Origin of the sequence: Neisseria sp. P0006.S009, assembly GCF_051962915.1 — a bacterium.
GTDB classification, from domain to species: Bacteria; Pseudomonadota; Gammaproteobacteria; order Burkholderiales; family Neisseriaceae; genus Neisseria; species Neisseria subflava_E.
On sequence record NZ_JBQCUV010000002.1, the window covers coordinates 425,280 to 444,270 of the forward strand.

Annotated in this window: 16 protein-coding genes; 9 read left to right on the plus strand and 7 right to left on the minus strand. The window is 44.5% G+C overall.

Going from position 1 to position 18,991, the window contains the following annotated elements:
• Positions 1 to 86 precede the first annotated feature (86 nt).
• The gene (gene tsaA / locus ACTHTK_RS05825) at positions 87 to 761 is read left to right on the plus strand and encodes a tRNA (N6-threonylcarbamoyladenosine(37)-N6)-methyltransferase TrmO (protein WP_107723919.1); all 675 of its coding nucleotides are present in this window, start codon (positions 87 to 89) and stop codon (positions 759 to 761) included.
• A 95-nt stretch (positions 762 to 856) separates the two neighbouring features.
• Here the strand turns inward: tsaA and gap are convergent, their stop codons facing one another.
• Positions 857 to 1,861 carry a type I glyceraldehyde-3-phosphate dehydrogenase gene (gene gap / locus ACTHTK_RS05830; RefSeq protein ID WP_107723920.1) on the minus strand — a complete coding sequence of 335 codons (1,005 nt, stop codon included), beginning with the start codon at positions 1,859 to 1,861 and terminating at the stop codon, positions 857 to 859.
• A 651-nt stretch (positions 1,862 to 2,512) separates the two neighbouring features.
• On the opposite strand from gap, the gene lpxC reads away from it, so the two are divergent.
• Positions 2,513 to 3,427 (plus strand): UDP-3-O-acyl-N-acetylglucosamine deacetylase, encoded by a 915-nt coding sequence (lpxC, locus tag ACTHTK_RS05835; RefSeq protein WP_107723921.1) that lies wholly within the window; start codon positions 2,513 to 2,515, stop codon positions 3,425 to 3,427.
• Between the two features lie 236 nt (positions 3,428 to 3,663).
• Here lpxC and ggt read toward each other — a convergent pair whose 3' ends face one another.
• Positions 3,664 to 5,433 carry a gamma-glutamyltransferase gene (gene ggt / locus ACTHTK_RS05840; protein WP_107723922.1) on the minus strand — a complete coding sequence of 590 codons (1,770 nt, stop codon included), beginning with the start codon at positions 5,431 to 5,433 and terminating at the stop codon, positions 3,664 to 3,666.
• Between the two features lie 482 nt (positions 5,434 to 5,915).
• Here ggt and gnd point away from each other — a divergent pair, with 482 nt between their 5' ends.
• On the plus strand, positions 5,916 to 7,364 hold the full coding sequence (gene gnd, locus ACTHTK_RS05845) for a decarboxylating NADP(+)-dependent phosphogluconate dehydrogenase (RefSeq protein ID WP_107723923.1): 1,449 nt from the start codon (positions 5,916 to 5,918) through the stop codon (positions 7,362 to 7,364).
• Positions 7,365 to 7,559: 195 nt separating this feature from the next.
• Here gnd and ACTHTK_RS05850 read toward each other — a convergent pair whose 3' ends face one another.
• Complete coding sequence (locus tag ACTHTK_RS05850; protein ID WP_107723924.1) at positions 7,560 to 8,510, minus strand: D-2-hydroxyacid dehydrogenase; 951 nt, start codon at positions 8,508 to 8,510, stop codon at positions 7,560 to 7,562.
• Between the two features lie 128 nt (positions 8,511 to 8,638).
• Here ACTHTK_RS05850 and ACTHTK_RS05855 point away from each other — a divergent pair, with 128 nt between their 5' ends.
• Both ACTHTK_RS05855 and ACTHTK_RS05860 read left to right on the plus strand, forming a co-directional pair.
• Positions 8,639 to 8,857, plus strand: a complete 219-nt coding sequence (locus ACTHTK_RS05855; RefSeq protein ID WP_003686746.1) for a DUF2061 domain-containing protein — start codon at positions 8,639 to 8,641, stop codon at positions 8,855 to 8,857.
• A gap of 230 nt (positions 8,858 to 9,087) precedes the next feature.
• The gene (locus ACTHTK_RS05860; protein ID WP_283122213.1) at positions 9,088 to 9,219 is read left to right on the plus strand and encodes a hypothetical protein; all 132 of its coding nucleotides are present in this window, start codon (positions 9,088 to 9,090) and stop codon (positions 9,217 to 9,219) included.
• Between the two features lie 264 nt (positions 9,220 to 9,483).
• Here the strand turns inward: ACTHTK_RS05860 and ACTHTK_RS05865 are convergent, their stop codons facing one another.
• Positions 9,484 to 12,066: a UvrD-helicase domain-containing protein gene (locus ACTHTK_RS05865; RefSeq protein WP_440378478.1), complete on the minus strand. Its 2,583-nt coding sequence runs from the start codon at positions 12,064 to 12,066 to the stop codon at positions 9,484 to 9,486.
• A gap of 137 nt (positions 12,067 to 12,203) precedes the next feature.
• Here ACTHTK_RS05865 and dinG point away from each other — a divergent pair, with 137 nt between their 5' ends.
• Positions 12,204 to 14,354, plus strand: coding sequence for an ATP-dependent DNA helicase DinG (gene dinG, locus ACTHTK_RS05870; RefSeq protein ID WP_440378479.1), 2,151 nt, complete (start codon positions 12,204 to 12,206; stop codon positions 14,352 to 14,354).
• A 68-nt stretch (positions 14,355 to 14,422) separates the two neighbouring features.
• On the opposite strand, the gene ACTHTK_RS05875 is transcribed toward dinG, so the two are convergent.
• Entirely contained in the window at positions 14,423 to 14,878 is a 456-nt protein-coding gene (locus ACTHTK_RS05875; RefSeq protein ID WP_371459505.1) for a GNAT family N-acetyltransferase, read from the minus strand.
• 167 nt (positions 14,879 to 15,045) lie between these two features.
• Here ACTHTK_RS05875 and ACTHTK_RS05880 point away from each other — a divergent pair, with 167 nt between their 5' ends.
• Entirely contained in the window at positions 15,046 to 15,312 is a 267-nt protein-coding gene (locus tag ACTHTK_RS05880) for a DUF3079 domain-containing protein (RefSeq protein ID WP_003686685.1), read from the plus strand.
• Between the two features lie 82 nt (positions 15,313 to 15,394).
• Here ACTHTK_RS05880 and ACTHTK_RS05885 read toward each other — a convergent pair whose 3' ends face one another.
• A complete protein-coding gene (locus tag ACTHTK_RS05885; RefSeq protein ID WP_049349171.1) occupies positions 15,395 to 15,877 on the minus strand; it encodes a dihydrofolate reductase in 483 nt (160 codons plus the stop codon).
• 197 nt (positions 15,878 to 16,074) lie between these two features.
• Between ACTHTK_RS05885 and ACTHTK_RS05890 the strand changes: the two genes are divergently transcribed.
• Positions 16,075 to 16,872: a factor H-binding protein gene (locus tag ACTHTK_RS05890; RefSeq protein WP_371459708.1), complete on the plus strand. Its 798-nt coding sequence runs from the start codon at positions 16,075 to 16,077 to the stop codon at positions 16,870 to 16,872.
• A gap of 89 nt (positions 16,873 to 16,961) precedes the next feature.
• On the opposite strand, the gene asd is transcribed toward ACTHTK_RS05890, so the two are convergent.
• The gene (asd, locus tag ACTHTK_RS05895) at positions 16,962 to 18,077 is read right to left on the minus strand and encodes an aspartate-semialdehyde dehydrogenase (protein ID WP_063076326.1); all 1,116 of its coding nucleotides are present in this window, start codon (positions 18,075 to 18,077) and stop codon (positions 16,962 to 16,964) included.
• Positions 18,078 to 18,317: 240 nt separating this feature from the next.
• On the opposite strand from asd, the gene ACTHTK_RS05900 reads away from it, so the two are divergent.
• Positions 18,318 to 18,905, plus strand: a complete 588-nt coding sequence (locus ACTHTK_RS05900; RefSeq protein WP_371459504.1) for an RDD family protein — start codon at positions 18,318 to 18,320, stop codon at positions 18,903 to 18,905.
• The last annotated feature ends 86 nt before the right edge of the window (positions 18,906 to 18,991 follow it).

The window sequence follows — 18,991 nt, forward strand, 5'->3', positions numbered from 1 at the left end:
TTGTATTATAACAAATTACTACTGCAAAATGTGGGAAAACATCTGTGATATGATGACAGTTTGCACAGAATATTTATCCACAAATTATGTCCTATTCGATTACGCCTATTGCAACCGTTCATTCCCCCTACAAACAAAAATTCGGCATTGCCCGCCAACCAGGTTTGGTTCCTGCGGCAGAAATTTGCATTAAACTCACTCCTGAATTTACCGCTGACAGCGTTCGGGGCTTGGAAGATTTCGACTATGTGTGGATAAGTTTTATTTTCCACGGCGTATTGGATGAAGGTTGGGCGCAAATGGTGCGTCCGCCACGGCTTGGAGGCAAACAAAAAATGGGCGTATTTGCCACACGCAGCCCGCACCGCCCCAATCATCTCGGTTTATCCCTGCTAAAACTCGAACGCATCGAATCAGGCAAACCTGTCCGCATCTATTGCAGCGGTGCAGACCTGTTGGACGGTACTCCGGTAGTGGATATCAAACCCTACATCCCGTTTGTGGAATCCAAACCTGACGCATCATCAGGCTTTGTCAGCGGCAAACCTGAAGAATTGAGTGTAGTCTGGGCAGAAAGTACGCTTGCGGAACATTTATCCACAGAAGAAAAACATCTCATTGAACAAAGCATCGCCCAAGATCCCCGTCCTGCCTATCAAGATATTCCCGAACGGGTTTATGTAATGAATATTGCAGATTATGAAGTGCAGTTTAGGATAGAAAACAAATGTGCCACAGTGATTAAACTATCCACAATCTGATTGCAAATTGAATCTATCTACAAACAAAAGGCCGTCTGAAATGTTCAGACGGCCTTTTAATTATCCATAGACTGATTGATTCAGCCCGTTATCCTTTAGATTTTGCTGGCAAAAAATTCCAAGGTACGAACCAATTGGCAAGTGTAAGACATTTCATTGTCGTACCAAGCAACGGTTTTCACCAATTGTTTGTCGCCAACAGTCATCACACGGGTTTGAGTCGCATCGAAGAGTGAGCCGTATTCAATACCGATAACGTCGGAAGAAACGATTTGATCTTCAGTGTAGCCATAAGACTCGCTAGCGGCGGCTTTCATGGCTGCATTGATTTCTTCTTTGGTAACAGGGCGTTCGAGAATAGAAACCAGTTCGGTCAAAGAGCCGGTAGCAACAGGAACGCGTTGGGCAGAACCATCAAGTTTGCCGTTCAACTCAGGAATAACCAAGCCGATGGCTTTAGCGGCACCGGTGCTGTTCGGTACGATATTCAATGCAGCGGCACGGGCGCGGCGGAAGTCGCCTTTACGGTGTGGCGCGTCAAGGGTGTTTTGGTCGCCAGTATAAGCGTGGATGGTAGTCATCAGGCCTTCAACAATACCGAATTCTTTTTGCAATACCGCAGCCATAGGGGCCAGACAGTTAGTCGTACAAGAAGCGGCTGAAATAACAGTTTCGCTGCCGTCCAAAATATCTTGGTTTACGCCATATACAACGGTTTTCACATCATTGCCGCCAGGTGCAGAAATTACAACTTTGCGCGCACCGGCACGGATATGGGCTTCAGCTTTGGTTTTATTGGTAAAGAAACCGGTACATTCGAGAACAACGTCCACACCCAGCTCGCCCCAAGGCAATTCTTCAGGATTAGGATTGGCAAATACTTTGATTTCTTTGCCGTTCACAACAATCGCATCATCTTTCAATTCGGCAGAGCCTTCAAAGCGGCCTTGAGTACTGTCGTATTTAAAGAGGTGCAGCAGCATATCGGCAGGAGTCAAGTCGTTAACAGCAACGACTTCGATACCTTGGGCTTTTTCAATTTGACGCAATGCCAGACGACCGATACGGCCAAAACCATTAATCGCTACTTTAATACTCATTTTGCTACTCCTATTAGATGGAATGGGAAAAATTTTTCAGTAAAGCCATTGTATCCTGAAATAAAATTACTTTCTAGGATTATAGATAATTACTTTTAAGTTGTTTGATTTAAATAAAGAAAACATGAAATTCTTGTTTGTAGGAAAATATCAGGTAAATCGAATCAGTCCTTAATTTTGATATTTTATTTCATAAAAACCTTTTTACAATCTTAAAAGTTTCATAAGTTTATGGAAATCATAAACTTAGTTCTATTTCCTCCGTATTTTGCCATTTTTGTGTTGATAATTCAGTGTTTTCTTCAAATTATAATATTTTAATTTTTAAAATGATGATTTTGATGAAGAACCAAACCATCTGTGGATAACGGAATAACTTTCTTTAAAACCAATTTGATAGTCGCTTTTTATCTTTGAGGCCAACCCCAACTGAATGCCGGAATAAAAAAGGATAGAATCTTAGTTCTTCTATTTTTCTGTGGATAAAACCCAAATTACCCACTTCAATTTCACATGCTATTGTGGATAATTAAAATTTTGAAATTCACACCCGCAAAACATCCATATTGGCAAATACTATTAAAAATGATGGCTTGTTTTTTCCTTTTTAACGTATCATTTGCCCATCAGACTTTTTAAAAGGAAGCAATTATGCTGCAACGGACTTTAGCCAAATCAGTAAGCGTTACTGGCGTTGGCCTGCATTCGGGCGAAAGGGTCGCTCTGACTTTGCATCCTGCCGAAGAAAACAGCGGTATTTCGTTCCGCCGTACCGATTTAAGTGGGGAAATGGGCGAAATAATCAAATTGAATCCTTATTTGATCAACGATACCCGCCTCTCTTCAACCATCGTTACCGATAAAGGCGTGCGCATCGGCACGATTGAACACATTATGTCGGCTCTGTCTGCCTATGGCATCGACAATGCCTTGATTGAATTGAACGCACCCGAAATTCCGATTATGGACGGCTCCAGCCTGCCGTTTATTTACCTTTTACAAAATGCAGGCGTTGTCGATCAAAAAGCCCAAAAACGTTTTCTAAAAATCCTCAAACCTGTTGAAATCAAAGAAACCGGAAAATGGGTGCGCTTTACGCCTTACGATGGCTTTAAAGTTACTTTAACCATCGAATTTGACCACCCCGTATTCAATCGCAGCGCACCTACTTTCGAGATTGATTTTGCAGGAAAATCCTATATTGATGAGATTGCCCGTGCCCGTACCTTCGGCTTTATGCACGAAGTGGAAATGATGCGCGCCCACAATCTCGGACTGGGCGGCAATTTGAACAACGCCATCGTGATTGACGACATGGATGTTTTGAATCCGGAAGGTTTGCGCTATCCCGATGAATTTGTCCGCCACAAAATCCTTGATGCTATTGGCGATTTATACATTGTCGGCCATCCGATTATCGGCGCATTTGAAGGTTACAAATCAGGCCATGCCATCAATAATGCATTGTTGCGTGCCGTTTTGGCAGATGAAAGCGCTTACGAATGGGTTGAGTTTGCCGATGACGAAGACTTGCCCACTGCTTTTCACGAGTTGCCGGCAGCCTGATAGAAAATAGATAAAGCAGTCCAATGAAAAGGTCGTCTGAACCTTTCAGACGGCCTTTTTCATGTCATTTTCCACAAGTAATTATCCACATATTCATCCATTTTATCCTATTGAAAAATAAAAATATTAAAATTTAACGTTATTCTTATACACAACTTATCCATATATTTTCTAAAACTAAAAGGCCGTCTGAACAACTAGGTTTCAGACGGCCTTTTTCAGTCAAACTGACAATATCAATCGCCCATGACCTTGCCTTCACGGCGCGGGTCGGCGCCACCGAGCAAACCGTCTTTGCCGATCACAATGCCTTGCACGCCGGAATTCAAATCGCGGATTTGGACTTTGTAGCCCAGTTTTTCCAACGCAGCCGCTTTATCCGCAGCCGCTGTTTTATCCTCGATTTCATACTGGCTGCCGCGATTGAGCATATTCGGCAGTGAAATTGCCGTCTGAATGTCCATACCCCAATCGATATGCGCCACCAGTGTTTTAGCAATGAAACCGATAATGCGGCTGCCGCCCGGCGAACCAACCGCCATATAAGGTTTTCCGTCTTTCATCACAATGGTCGGCGCCATCGAAGAACGCGGACGTTTGCCGCCTGCCACGCTGTTTGCCACCGTTTTACCGTCCGCGCCGACAGGGTTGAAGGCAAAATCGGTTAATTCGTTGTTGAGCAGATAGCCGTTTGCCATCAGCCCCGAACCGAACGCGTTTTCAATCGAAGTCGTCATCGATACAACGTTACCGTCTTTATCCACAACCACCAAATGGCTGGTGGACGGCAGCTCGACCGCCATGCCTTGCGCGTATACCTTGCCGAACTTGCCTGCCTGAACAGTTTCCAATGCCTTGTCGGATTGGCGGATTTCTTTAGCACGCGGTTTCAAATAAGCCTGAGAAATCATGGCACGGGTCGGAACATTCACAAACGCAGGATCGCCGACATAATAATCACGGTCGGCAAAAGCAATCCGCGACGCATCGCCTATCCAGCGCCAACTGTGGATATTTTCCACACCCAACGCCTTCATATCCTGATTCTGCAATACACCCAAAATCTGCCCCAAAGCAATCGCGCCCGAACTTGGTGCGCCCATACCGCAAACTTCATATTCACGATACGGCGCGCAAACCGGTTCACGCTCGATAACGCGGTAGTTTTTCAAATCCGCCATGCTGATTTTGCCAGGATTATCCACAGCACCGGTAACGGCACGAACAATATTCTGCGCCTGCATTCCCTGATAAAACGGCGCACTGCCTTTTTCCGCCAACAGGCGCACAGAACGCGCAAATTCAGGATTTTTCAAAACCGTTCCCGTAGCCAAAGGTTTGCCGTCGGGTAAGAAATAGGCAGCAGTTTGCGGATAACGTTGCAAGGGTTCCAAATTTTGTTCGATGGATTTCGCCATACGCGGAGAAACAGCAAAACCCTGTTCCGCCAAAGTAATCGGTTTTTCAAACAAACTTGCCCACGGCAATTTTCCGTAACGCTTGTGGACATCTTCGAGCAGCTTCGGAATCCCCGGCACACCGACCGAACGGCCGCCGACCACAGCTTTCATAAAGCCCATCGGTTTGCCGTTTTCGTCCAAGAAAAGCCCCGGCGTTGCCGCTTTCGGCGCCGTTTCTCGGGCATCAAACGTTGTCAGCTTTTTCGCCTTATTGTCCCAATACACCAAAAACGCGCCGCCGCCCAATCCGGAAGACTGCGGCTCAACCAGTCCCAAAGTTGTCTGCATGGCAACCATCGCATCTATCGCACTGCCGCCGCGCTTCAAAATTTCATAACCGGCTTCAGTTGCCAGCGGATTGGCAGACGCCGCCATATAATGTTTGGCGCGGATTAATTTCTGCTCCGTCAGCCCCGTCCCTTGCTCCGGCGCATGGTTATCCATAGATACGGAGGGCAGGGAAACTTGAGGCTTTTGAACTGGCTGTTGCGCACAAGCGGCCAAAATCAAAACGGATAACAGGTTAATACTAAAAGAAAACTTCATATGCATACCCTTATTGACATATTTTCAGACGGCCTTTTCCCAGCTTAAACAAAAGGAAATATGAAAATAGCTTGAAATAAAAAACTATTTGACTATTTCTCCAGTCAATCAGTTCCAATTGGAGAAGTATAAAACAAGCTAAGATTGTGCACAGGCAAAAAGTTACCCACAGAATGGAGCAGCAGAAAAAATTTATCCACACCTACAAACAAGGCCGACCATACTTTATCCTCATCAAAAAATATCAGCTAAGTATTTGAAAAATTTTTATAATCAAAGTTATCAACAAGCTGTGGCAGCACTCAATATCATCTTCTATTTATTATTTAAAATCTAATTTATAGTTTGTTTTCCCAAAGGTAAAGGCCGTCTGAAACGTAAAGGCATCTTTTCAAAAAATTAGATAGTTAAGGATTGTTAAATCTCTGTAAATCAGATAGAGTTACGGTTGATAAATTAAATTAATAATGGAGCTTCCATCAATGAAAGGCGATATCGGCGTAATCGGCTTGGCCGTTATGGGTCAAAATTTGATTTTGAATATGAACGATCGCGGTTTCAAAGTCGTGGCGTACAACCGGACCACCGCTAAAGTAGACGATTTTCTCAACGGCGCAGCTAAAGGCACCAACATTATCGGTGCCTATTCATTGCAAGATTTAGTGGATAAACTGGAAAAACCGCGCAAAATCATGATGATGGTTCGCGCAGGTTCTGTCGTTGACGACTTTATCGAACAACTCGTTCCGCTTTTGGACCAAGGCGACATTATTATTGACGGCGGCAACGCCAACTATCCCGATTCCACCCGCCGCACCCACGAGCTGGCGGCAAAAGGCATCCGCTTTATCGGCGCGGGCGTGTCCGGCGGCGAAGAAGGCGCGCGTCACGGTCCGTCTATCATGCCTGGCGGCGATGAAGCCGCATGGCCTGCTGTTAAGCCGATTTTCCAAGCCATCTCCGCCAAAACGCCTCAAGGCGAGCCTTGCTGCGACTGGGTCGGTCGCGATGGTGCGGGCCACTTCGTCAAAATGGTGCACAACGGCATCGAATACGGCGATATGCAGTTGATTTGCGAAGCGTACCAATTCATGAAAGACGGCTTGGGTCTGAGCTACGACGAAATGCACCGCATTTTCAACGAATGGAACAAAACCGAACTGGATTCTTATCTGGTCGAAATTACCGCCGCGATTTTGGGTTACAGAGATGAAAACGGCGAACCTTTGGTTGAAAAAATCCTTGATACCGCAGGTCAAAAAGGTACAGGCAAATGGACCGGCATCAATGCCCTCGATTTGGGTATCCCGTTGACCCTGATTTCCGAAGCCGTGTTTGCACGTTGCGTGTCCGCGTTTAAAGACCAACGCATCCAAGCAAACAGCCTGTTTGGCAAAACCATTACCCCGATTGAAGGCGATAAAGCCGCATGGGTAGATGCTTTGCGCCAAGCCCTGTTGGCATCCAAAATCATTTCTTATGCACAAGGCTTTATGCTGATCCGCGAAGCCAGCGAAAACAACGATTGGGCATTGAATTACGGCAACACCGCCCTCTTGTGGCGTGAAGGCTGCATCATCCGCAGCGCGTTCTTGGGCAACATCCGCGACGCATACGAAGCCAATCCTGATTTGGTCTTCTTGGGTTCCGATCCTTATTTCAAAGGCGTATTGGAAACCTGTCTGCCTGCATGGCGCAAAGTGGTGGCTAAAGCGATCGAATGCGGTATTCCGATGCCTTGCATGGCTTCTGCCATTACCTTCCTTGACGGCTACACTTCCGAGCGCCTGCCTGCCAACCTGCTGCAAGCGCAACGTGACTACTTCGGCGCGCACACTTACGAGCGTACAGACAAACCGCGCGGCGAGTTCTTCCATACCAACTGGACAGGCAAGGGTGGCGATACCGCTTCAACCACATACGATATTTAATTTGCCTGAGCAAACAAAAGGCCGTCTGAGTATTTCAGACGGCCTTTTTATAGGGTTATCCACAATGAAGAATGAAACGATTTAGCCTATTTGATAGATAACTTTATGAAATGAATAAAGATTAATAAAGGCCGTCTGAATATTTCAGATGGCCTTTAAAATTGTTCACAACCTTATCAACAGGTTTTCCATAGATTAAACCAGATTTTGCGGATTGCCGGCCACAAAGCGGTTGATGTTGTCCAAAAGAATGTCAAACAGGCGGTTGGCGGCCTCTTGGCTTGCCCATGCAATGTGTGGCGTAACGATAAGGTTGGGCAGTCGGGCTTTCAGCAGAGGGTTGCCGTCGCGTGGCGGCTCTTGTGTCAATACGTCAAAACCTGCACCGCCGATTTGGCCGTATTTCAACGCCGCAACCAAAGCGGCTTCATCGACCAAGCCGCCGCGACCGCAGTTGATGAGGATGGCGCGGGGTTTCATTTGTTGCAATTCGGCTTCGCCTATCATGTTTGCCGTTTGCGGCGTAAGCGGGCAATTAAGCGACACGACATCGGCAGAGCGGATGGCTTCGTCAAAGGAAACATAGCCGTCGCGGACGCTTTGGGCATTTTTATGTTCGGCGAACACGACATTCATTTTGAAAGCCTGAGCATAAGTTGCCAGCGTTTTACCGATATTGCCGCGACCGAAAATCGCCAGCGTTTTACCGTTTAAATCGCGCATCGGGGCGCCGAGATGGCAGAAAAACGGCGAGTTTTCCCATAAGCCTGCAGCAACGTCGCGCTGGTAGGCAGGCAGGTTGCGCATCAGGGTAATCATCATCATAAACGCGTGTTCCGCCACGGATTCATTGCCGTAAGCGCGAATATTGCACACTGCCGTGCCGTTTTGTTTGGCAGCCTCAACGTCCACATTGTTGACGCCTGTCGCGGTAACGGCAACCAGCTTGAGTTGTGGATTTTCGGCAAATGCTTGGGCGGAAATCACGACTTTGTTGGTAATCACAATGTCCGCACCGCGGATACGCTCCAGCGTTTCGTGCGCTTCGGTTGTGCCGTAGCTGCTCAATGTATGTGGAAAATCAAAATCAAACGGGCGGTTGACGAGAGTATCGCGGTCGAGGACGACAATATGGAGCGGGTTCATAAAATTCCTATCAAAAATAAAATATCGATTTATAAAATCTAAATTAGGATAAAGGATTTAAAATTTACGCGTTAGTTGATAATAATTATTATGTAGCGATTAAAACATCAATGTATCAGGAAAACAGCATGATTAAAACCATTACATTTGCTATTTTGCATTTCAGCGTCGCATTTAGTGTCGCCTATATTTTGACCGGCAGTATCGGCGTTTCCAGCGCGGTGGCTTTGGTCGAACCCATCGTCAATACCGTCGTCTTTTATTTTCACGAAAAAGCGTGGAACCGCTACGAGAAAAACAAATCCGACAAGCAAAAATTGTGGGTACCTCTGCATCAGTGCGGCTAAAGTTTCAGACGGCCTTGAGTGTGTAAGCGGTTTATTGTTTCTTATTGGTTAATACAACATCAATAAATGTGTATTTATCAACCAATATAAAATCAATACAATGCATTTCATCGGTTAAACATAAACCTAAACATAGATAATATTCTGATTAAAAAAGGAAAGTATCATGAAAAACACTCCTGACCCTGATTATTGCAACTGCCGCCACCGCATCATTTGCTGACAGTCGTATGTCTGAATGGAACCATGCCAATGACTCCGGCCAGATTCCAGGTTTGACTAAGGTTGAATACTACGATGCATGTGATCCGCGTAAAGACGATGACTGCGTGAAATTTACCGTTCCGGCTACCGGCGTGTGAGAAATTACAGATATCGGTTATAACGATACACATGCCCGTTTGCTGTAAGACAGCAATTAATTAACGATATCCCCTATTTATTCTCTCCCAAAGCAAAAGGCCGTCTGAAATTTATAATAAAGTTTCAGATGGCTTTAAGATTTACTGATCCGGAAAAATAATTCTTTCATTACAACTACTAAAATCTGTTTATAAAAAGATTTTAGGGAAGATGAAAATAATTTTGTGTAGAAAGAAAGTAAATCACGGTTTCAATACAATTGATTATTTTTGATCAATATATTTTTGCATTAATTTTCCCAATTCAGAAGCTGGGTTATTAATATGAATATATAGTGTATCAATTGGTCGAGTAAGTACCATTAATACCCAAGTTGCTGCATATTTTTGTTTGCGCTCTTCTTCTGTAAAATATAAATCATCACTTAGATAACTTGCTGCTGTTTCTTCTTGTTTTTTACGGTCAAAGAATAAATCAAGATCAAGACAGACAACAGACCATGCTTCTAAACCTCTACAAGATTCATAAAAAATACCTCGATAAGTATCTGCAGATGGAAATTCCTCAACATGAAAACTATCTTCCTGGATATTATTTTCGTGAATTTGTTGATTTTTTTTCTCCTGATTATGTAAAAATAAATTCTCTTCAGGAATACCGACTAGTTGGGACAAATTTGAGATCTTATCTTTTGTTGATTCAGATTCTAGTACATTATTATTACTATCAATTTGAATATCTTCAACTTTTTTTCCTTCTTCGAATAAACATTTAGAATCTGACTCCATTAAGAATAGAATACTTTCGTAATTTGAAAGTTCGTTATCTATACCTATTTTTTTTAGTGTATCTACTGTACTTTTAAGTTTAGTATGTATAGGGTCATTCATCTCAATGAGGACTGTACCTTTATCCTCGTTAGACCGAATAGCACTTAAATCAAGGTTGATTTGGAATTCATTAGCAATAAAATTACAGAAATCAACAATATTCTGTTTCATTCTAAAGGTACGATTACGTTTTTGAATCTCAATTACGTTATGAACAACTCTTTTTTCAGTATCTAGGTATTTCCAGTTACATTCTTCACTATGGCGGATAAGCTGTTCTTTACCTCCTGTACATACTACAATATTTTTCTTTCCCCAAAGTAAAAGAAAAAGATCACGCTCAAGAGGATGACAATCTTGTCCTTCATCAATAAATAAAATTTTTCCCTGCCCACGAACACTTCCTAAAGAACGATTTACAAGTTTAGTAAAATCTTCCGGTGTCTGTTTATATTTGTTTTTCGCTTCTTTTAGGGCAAGAAGTTCCTCCCATCTTTTTTCAGTGAGAGAATTTATTTTTAGTTTATAAAATAATTCTCTTGGATTTTGAATTGCAAGAATGAGATAACGTAAAACTTGATAATAATCTACTAAAAATACCTCACGATTTATTTTATTTTCAATTTTTATTTTATTTGCATAAACATGTTTTTCTAAATCTTCTAATGAAGGGTTTTTAGATTTTCCTATCCATCTTAAGAAAAACTCCCTTGTACCTTTATCCCATGAACTATCAGGAGTATTGACTATAGGTTTTTTAGAAATGTACTCTACTACTTTGTTTTTTCTTTCATCTTGAATTTCTAAAAGTTCTTTAATTCTTTCTGTATTCATTATTCTTAATATTAATAAACTCATTGTTCTTTGATAAATAAATTTATGTATTGTTTTTACTGCAGTTTTTGTCCCACTTTGATAGTGATTAGTTATTGTTCTAACATCGTTTGCTAATAATTTATTATAAGTTAAATAGTAACCACTTCTTGCCCCATAAGCTGTTTTTTCTTTTGCATTTTCATAGGATTTTTTGATTAATGACAGCATTTCAAATGTTTTACCAGAACCAGCCTTGCCACTAATGATGATAAGATTCTTATTAAGTTCTTTTTCTGCCCGAATTCTTTCTGGTAATATAGTTATTTTTTGTTTTTTATTGTCTAACCCAAAAACAAAATCAAAGATGTTATTATTTTCTTGAGGAATATTTCCTTGTTCAGAAAGATATTTTTCATATATTTTTAAATCTTCTGCATATTGTTTATTTAGACGATCAATTTTTTTCTTAGTTAATAATCCAATCTTATTATCATTTTCTAATTGTTTTTTTAATAAGTTAATATGATCATCAATAATCATATAGGCCTTATGATTATCTTTTTCAATAGACCAGTGTGCATTAGAGGTAAATCGGTTTGTTTTTTCAGGAGGATTATTTCTTAGATAATAGATGAGTTCATTAAATCCAAATCTTGGAGCATAAATAAAATTAGGTCGAGTGAAATCATAGTATTTATTATTATGGCTTAGTGTCCAAATAATTGGATGTGGTGTAATTTTAAATTTAATAGGATTGTCTTTAAAAGACAGATCAAGTTGGCAATCTTTCCAAATAGATTCTAAATAATGCTTTGTTTTATTTGATAATTCATTAATATATATACCAATATTTTCTTCATATTTATCAGTATAAATATAATTAATTTTTCCTTTAGGTTCAGGTGCTATAATATCTTCAAGATAATCAATAAATTTAATTGGTATAATAAGATTATTGAAATACAATATTTTATTATCTTCCTTGGATTTTATAGTGTAATAACTATTAGTTTTATTTTCAATAGCAATAAGTAGGAGTAAATCAATATCAGTTTCTACTAATCCTTTGATTTTAGGATTATTTATAAAAAATACTTTAACGTTTTGGTTGAATTTTATTTCTTTTTTTAGTTCTTCTTCAAAGCGGGTAATATCAACTAAATAATGTAAAGCATTATGAGAATAAATTTCTATGGTCATAGTAGGCACTCCTAAGTAGATTACTTATAAACATTATATCTTATAATCTATGCTAATTACATTTAATTTAACAAGGGCTTCATGAAGGTAAAAATGCTAAAATACGCTATTCTTGCAAACCCATTCAGACGGCCTCAATGCTCACCGATTTAGAAAAAAACGCCATCCGCGACCATTACCAAAACATCGGCAAAAATCTGCCCGGTTTCCGTCCGCGCGCTTCGCAGCGGGAAATGATTGCGGCGATTGCGAACGCTTTTTCGCGGACGTTGACACGTGAAGAAGGCGAAGAAGCGCCCAAACGCGAGGGCGAGAGCATTGCTGTGATCGAAGGGCCGACCGGCGTGGGTAAATCGTTGGCCTACCTTTTGGCCGGCGGCATCATGGCGCAGACGCGCGGCAAACGGTTGATTGTCAGCAGCGCGACGGTGGCTTTGCAGGAGCAGTTGGTTGACCGCGATTTGCCGTTTCTGGTCGAAAAAAGCGGTTTGGAGCTGACCTTTGCGCTTGCCAAGGGGCGCGGCCGTTATCTTTGCCCCTACAAACTCTATCAACTGACGCAAAACAACGCCCAGCAAAACCTGCTTGGTTTTGAAGCGCCGGAAGTGTTGTGGGACAGCAAACCCAAGCCGGAAGAATTAAATCTGTTGCGCTACATTGCCGATGAATTTTCCGCCCGCCGCTTTAATGGCGATCGCGATGCTTGGCCGGAAAAAATCGATGACGCGATTTGGCTCAAAGTGACCAACGACCGCCACGGCTGCCTGAAAGCCGCCTGCCCCAACCGTCCGGAATGCCCGTTTTACCTGGCACGCGATGTCTTGGAAACCGTCGATGTCGTCGTTGCCAACCACGATCTTCTGCTTGCCGACATCAGTATGGGCGGCGGAGTGATTCTGCCTGCGCCCGAAAACAGTTTCTATTGCATAGACGAAGCGCACCACCTGCCCAAAAAAGCCCTCAGCCGTTTTGCCGCCGAACATTCATGGAATATTGCCGTTTGGACGCTGGAAAAATTGCCGCAGCTTACCGGCAAAATTGCCGCGCTGACCGATAAAGCCGAACTTGCCAACCTTGCCGATGAAGCTGCCACATCCTTGCTCGACAGCCTGCATGAATGGCAGTTCCATTTGGCGGAAGAGCCGTCTTTAAGTCTTGGGTCGTCTGAAAACGACAGGCGGAAACATAATGAACCGACTTGGCTGTGGGAAGACGGCAAAATCCCCGAAGGCCTGGAAACCACAGTTTCCAATACGGCCATTGCTGCGCGCAGCCTGCTCAAACACGTTGTCGGGCTGAATGATGCGCTTTCCGCCGCACGCCGCGAAAAAGAGCAGGACAGCACGCTCCTCGACCGCCTGACCAGCGAGTTCGGCCTTTTTATCGCCCGTATCGAACAAATCAGCGCGGTTTGGGATTTACTCTCCACCGTTCCCATTGAAGGCGAAGAGCCGTTGGCGAAATGGATAACCCGCCGTGCCGACGACAAAAACGACTACATTTTCAACGCCAGCCCCATCAGCAGCGCATCCCACCTTGCCAACAGCCTGTGGCGGCGTGCGGCAGGCGCGGTACTGACTTCGGCCACCCTGCAATCGCTCGGCAGCTTCAACCTGATTTTGCGCCAAACCGGCCTGCTGTGGCTGCCTGAAACCACCACGCTTGCATTGGAAAGCCCGTTTAATTTCGATACGCAAGGCGAGCTGTATATTCCGCCCGTACACGCCAGCCCCAAAGACCCTGATGCGCACACGGCCGCCATTGTCGAATGGTTGCCGAAGCTGGTTTCGCCGGTTGAAGCCATCGGTACGCTGGTGTTGTTTTCCTCGCGCAAGCAAATGCAGGATGTCGCCTTACGACTGCCTGACGAATACTTGCCGCTTCTGCTTGTGCAGGGCGAGTTGCCCAAGGCCGTTCTTTTACAAAGGCACCATCAAGCCATTGCCGAAGGCAAAGCCAGCATTATTTTCGGCCTCGACAGTTTTGCCGAAGGCCTTGATCTGCCCGGCACGGCCTGTGTGCAAGTCATTATTGCCAAGTTGCCGTTTGCCATGCCGGACAATCCCATCGAGAAAACCCAAAACCGTTGGATTGAACAACGCGGCGGCAATCCCTTTATCGAAATTACGGTACCCGAAGCCAGCATCAAACTGATTCAAGCCGTCGGCCGCCTTATCCGTACCGAACAGGATTACGGCCGCGTGACCATCCTCGACAACCGCGTCAAAACGCAACGCTACGGCCAACAATTATTGGCCTGTTTGCCGCCGTTTAAACGGATAGGGTAGTTGTGGATAATTCAAAGGCAAAGGCCGTCTGAAACCAAATGTTCAGACGGCCTTTTATTCTTTTCAAGCTATAAATCCAATTTCATGACGGATACGGTTTCCCCGTTGTGCCAAGTCTGCGTGATTTCTTTCCAGCCGAACTTTTCATACACGGCCTGCACATCCGGCGTATAGAGATACAGATGCGGCAAACCCAGTTCGCGTGCTTTATCCAGACAAAACGAGACCAGCTGCCTGCCTACGCCCAAACCGCGAAATTGCGGTAAAACGAACACATCGCCCAGCCAATATTCGTATTCGGGAAAACACGCCATATCAAACTGCTTCAATGCCGCCGAACCCATCAGCCGCCCTTCCTTATCCACAGCCGCAAACGCCAGCGGCAAGTCATCCCCATCGAGGCACTGCGCGTAATATGCACGGATTTTGTCCAGAGACGACCACGGCGCAAAATCGTGCCACTCCTCAAACAGCGCGAGGGCTAAAGGCTCGATAAATTCAGGCTTCAGACGGCATATGTTCATATCGGGTCCTTTTGTTGTACCGCGTAGGGATTATTTTTACAGTATAGGCCGTCTGAAAGGTTAACACATCTTAAAAAATCAGCGTAAAACACGATAAACCCGCCGCCAGCCCCATTCAAATCACTTATAATTCTGCCCATACCGCACACAAACAAAAGAAGAACATCATGGCCAAGAAATTTCCCATTTTCCCGAAAAATCCCGAGCGTATCTGCTGGGGTTGCGACAAATACTGCAAAGAAGACGATTTGCAATGCGGCAACGGTTGCGAGCGCATTCAGCACCCCATCGAGTTGGACGGCCGCGACTGGTATAAAAAAGGCGACTGGAGCAATTTGTTGAGCGAAGAGCAACAAATCGAACTTGGACTGAAAGAAGCACCCAAGCCGGCCAAACCGCATATCAAACTGCCTTTGAAAAACAAAACAGCTTAAACGGTATGCCGTAAACAAACGAAATAAAAAGGCCGTCTGAAACCTGAAAAACAGGGATTCAGACGGCCTTTGCGTTGTCGGATTATGCCTTCACATAATGCACAAATGCGTATTCGATGCCTTTGGCGGAAACATGGTTTTCCCGAGAGGCTTCTTGCCATGTTTCTGTGGAAAACTCAGGAAAAAACGCATCGCCATCCACATCCAAACCGACTTCGGTCAAACGTAAATCGGTGGCAATCGGCAGGGCTTGTGCATAAATTTGCGCGCCGCCCATGATGATGACTTCTTCAACTCCCTGACACAAAGCCAGCGCATCTTCCAAAGAAGCCGCCGTTTGCGCGCCTTCGGCCTGATAATCTTGGCGGGTAATGACGATATTTTGACGGCCGGGCAGCGGTTTGCGCGGCAGAGATTCCCATGTTTTGCGGCCCATAATGACGGGTTTGCCGGTGGTGTAGGATTTGAAAAAGGCAAAATCCTCGGGCAAATGCCAAGGCATGGTGTTGTTGATGCCGATACAGCGGCGGGCGGCGTAGGCGGCGATAAGGGTGATTTTCGGCATGATGAAATCCGTTTGCAAAATAAAATGATTATAGCGGAAGGGAGGCGGGAAGGACTGAATGCCCGATATTCTAAAAATGTTTCAATATTTATAAAATCAATATTCAAAATACTTAATTTTGACAAAAATCATTTATTGTTCATTTTTTTAGGTATATGATAAATATCATATCAAATAAAAAAGGAAAGGAAAAAATGATGAGAACCCTCCGCATTTCTGCTTTGACTGCTTCCCTGTCTTTGATGCTGGCTGCCTGCGGCGGCGCAACAAGCGGCTTGTCGAATGCCGTGACCGAGCCGCTCAATCCGCATCCGAAAGGCGTGTTGTCCGTTGAATTGAACGAATCCGTCCCTGAAAACGGTACGTTGGAGCTGACGGCTAACGGTAAAACGCAAACCCTGCAAAAAGGCGGCAAACTCGATACCGGCTTTTTGAAAACCGATAAAGTATCCTCTTACGACTACGCCCAAAAAATCAAGGTAAACGGCCAAGTCATCACTTTGGAAACCGGCGACTTCCAAGTGTATAAACAAAATTATTCCACTGTTGCCGCGCGTTACGCCAAACAAAAAGCCGATGACGCAGGCAAGCTGCAAAACCTGGATACATACACATTCACTGTCGGCGAAGTCCAAGGCGATGAAACCGCTTACCGCAATTTGCCCAAACAAGGCAGCTATCAGTATTCGGGTATTGCGTTTAACGGCGACGACCGCAGCGGCCGTCTGAAATACACCGTCGATTTCGATAAAAAACAAGGTTACGGCAAAATCAGCAGCATGGCTTCCCACAATAATGTCGATCTGCTTGCCGCAGGCATTGCCAATAACAATGGTAAAGCTGCCATCAGCGGTAAAACCAGTTTGAACGGTATCGAAAGCGGCCGTTATGATTTGAAACTCTTCGGCCCTCAGGCTGAAGAAATTGCCGGTAAGGCGCAAATCAAAGTTGGCGACTCTACCAAAGAAATCGGTTTGGCCGGTAAGAAAGAATAGGAAATAAGGCCGTCTGAACATTTCAGACGGCCTTGTTGTGACAAAAAAAGCAACGGCTCAAACCGTTGCTTTTTTCATGCCAACCTAAATTACAGGCTGCCCAAGATAATGCGCAATACGCGGCGCAACGGCTCGGCAGCACCCCACAAGAGTTGGTCGCCGACAGTGAACGCGCTGATGTATTCGCCGCCCATCTCCAGTTTGCGGATACGGCCGACAGGAACAGACAGCGTGCCGGTAACTTTGGCAGGCGTCAGCTCGTGAATGCTGGCTTCTTTTTCGTTGGGGATAACTTTCACCCAATCGTTTGCACCTGCCAAGATGGCTTCGATTTCAGAAACAGGCAGGTCTTTTTTCAGTTTCAGGGTGAGGGCTTGGCTGTGGCAGCGCATAGAGCCGATGCGCACGCACAAGCCGTCGATTACGGTCGGATTGTCGCTGCGGCCGAGGATTTTGTTGGTTTCTACGCCGCCCTTCCATTCTTCTTTGGACTGGCCGTTGCCCAAGTCTACGTCAATCCACGGAATCAGGCTGCCGGCGAGCGGTACGCCGAAGTTGGCTTTCGGATAGTCTTCGCTGCGCAGGAAATCGGACACTTTGCGGTCGATATCGAGAATCGCGCTGGAAGGATCGGCAAGTTCGTCCGCCACTTTAGCGTGAATCGCACCCATGCCGCTGATGAGTTCGCGCATGTTTTTCGCACCTGCGCCTGAAGCGGCTTGGTAGGTCATGCTGGTTGCCCATTCGACCAAATCGTTTTGGAACAAACCGCCCAAAGCCATCAGCATCAGGGAAACGGTACAGTTGCCGCCGATGTAGTTTTTCACGCCGTTTTTGAGGCCGTTGTCGATGACGTTGCGGTTGACAGGGTCGAGGACGATAATCGCATCGTCTTTCATGCGTAGGGAAGAAGCCGCGTCAACCCAGTAGCCGTTCCAGCCGCTGTCGCGCAGGGGTTGGAAGACGGATTTGGTGTAATCGCCACCCTGACAGGTAACGATAATGTCCATTTTTGCCAATTCGGCAACATCGTTGGCATCCAACAATGTTTTGGCTGCCTGACCGAAATCAGGGGCAGCGCCGCCGACGTTGGAAGTGGTAAAGAAAAACGCTTCGGGAATGTGGGCGAAGTCGTTTTCTTCTTTCATACGCTGCATCAAAACAGAGCCGACCATACCGCGCCAGCCGACAAAACCTACTTTCATGTGTTACTCCTTACAAAGAAAATCCGGATAAGTTTATAGTGCATTAACAAAAATCGGAACGGCATCGCCTGCGCTTTGTTCAGACTTTTGTTAACCCACTATAAAAAAGGGGAAAACAAACGTTTTAACGCTGTCTGCGGAAAATGTAAAGGTTTTTATCGAAATTTTTTAGAATGATGGAAAAATAGGTTAAGATGGCAATGAAATTGCATCTCATTAAATAGCACAGAGGAAGATTAAATGAGCGAAATCAATTTGTCGGATTTGCCTAAAACAGAAATAGTGGATGTCCATATTGCTTCAGTATGGTCACGGGTCGCGGCATATTTGTTGAATTATTTATTTAATGTAATTATTTTTTTACCCTATTATTATATTTTATATACTGAGACAGCAGCAATTGCCAAGCAGAAAAATATTGCTTTTACACAAGAGCTTATAATAAGTGTCAGCGAGCGGGCCGATATGACACAGATGCTAGGATTGACCTCTATCGTATATTTAATTGTCGGTGTTGTTCAGCTTTATTACATGAGCCGCTATGGTCAATCCTTGGGTAAAAAGATCATGCGTATTCGAGTATTGAAAAGCAATGGCAGCAATCCGGGTTTTCTTGGTACGGTATTGGTACGAGAAGTTGCATGGGGCTTAATTGTACTTGCCATTGTGTTTGCTACATACTTTGTATTAAAAGGAAACATTTTAATTTATTCACTACTGATTACACTGATCAACTTCATCATGCTCTTCTCTGTCAAACGCGACCGCCGCACGCTCTACGATATACTGGCCGATACGGTTGTCGTCAAATTGCCGCCGCGCCGATAAATGGCTTTTTTGTGTTAAAATCAGCACTTTCCAACATAGGCCGTCTGAAAAATAGCTTTCAGACGGCCTTTCAGCACGCTATTGAT